The organism is Arthrobacter sp. CAN_A6 (assembly GCF_015751715.1).
Lineage (GTDB): Bacteria > Actinomycetota > Actinomycetes > Actinomycetales > Micrococcaceae > Arthrobacter_D.
Map to the genome: position 1 here is coordinate 1 of NZ_JADOUV010000047.1, position 1,092 is coordinate 1,092.

General features: G+C 67.8%; 1 protein-coding gene. It reads left to right on the forward strand.

The genetic code is table 11. The features are described 5' to 3' along the window. Positions 1-941: IS1380 family transposase (locus tag IWX75_RS17495; RefSeq protein WP_196823533.1), on the forward strand; the 941-nt coding region annotated here is incomplete at its 5' end. Positions 942-1,092 lie beyond the last annotated feature (151 nt).

Here is a 1,092-nt window from a genome sequence, read left to right on the forward strand (position 1 = left end):
ACCAGAAGCAGGGTGCAGGTTTCGGGTACTCCGGAGTCCGCGGCATCAACGCCCTCCTCGCAACCGCCTCCACGACGACGACCGCACCGGTGATCATCGGGCAACGACTGCGGAAAGGTGCGGCCGGGTCCCCTCGGGGTGCTGCCCGCATCGTCGCTGACGCCCTGAAAACCACCACCAGGCTCCCCGACCATAGGGGCCTCGGCCAGTCGAGGCCGGTGTTGGTGCGGGCTGACTCCGCCTACTACGGGCACGCGACCGTGAACACAGCAGTCCGCGCCGGCGCCCAGGTATCGATCACGGCACCGCAGAACCCGGTGGTGAAACGGGCGATCGCGGCAATCCCCGGCGACGCGTGGACGACGATCGAGTATCCCGACGCGATCTTCGACGAGACCACCCGAACCTGGATCTCCCGAGCCGAGGTCGCCGAGGTCCCTTTCACCGCGTTCACCTCCAGAGCCACAAAGGATCACGTGCCCGGACGCCTGGTGGTGAGGCGCATCCCGGAGTTGAACAAGAAAGACCTCGAGCATCCCACCTTGTTCGACACGCACCGGTTCCACGCGTTCTTCACCACCAGCACCCTCGACACCGTCACCGCCGACCAAGTGCACCGGCGACACGCGATCATCGAGCAGGTGAACGCCGACCTGAAACACGCAGCCCTCGCGCACCTGCCGTCCGGGAAGTTCACCGCGAACGCGGCCTGGCTTGTTCTGGCGGTGATCGCGTTCAACCTCAGCCGCGCCGCGGGCACGATCACCGGTGCGGTCCTCGCGAAAGCAACCACCGCGACCATCCGCCGGAAACTCGTCGCCGTCCCGGCGAGGATCGCGTCCTCCGGTCGACGCACCCGGCTGCACCTGCCCGAAGGATGGCCCTGGGAAACGGCGTGGTCGACACTCTTCAGCCACGGCCTCGCCCCGCCGCGAAGCTGACACCCCGTCCAACCCGCCACCCCGGCGCCAACAGGAACCAGCAGTGGAACACCACGGGCAGCAAGGCCCGCAGCTCCGCCACGCCCACTCCCGCCGCGCCCATCCGCAACCCTACGAACGCCGGTCACCCATCAACATCGGTGGATCGAGG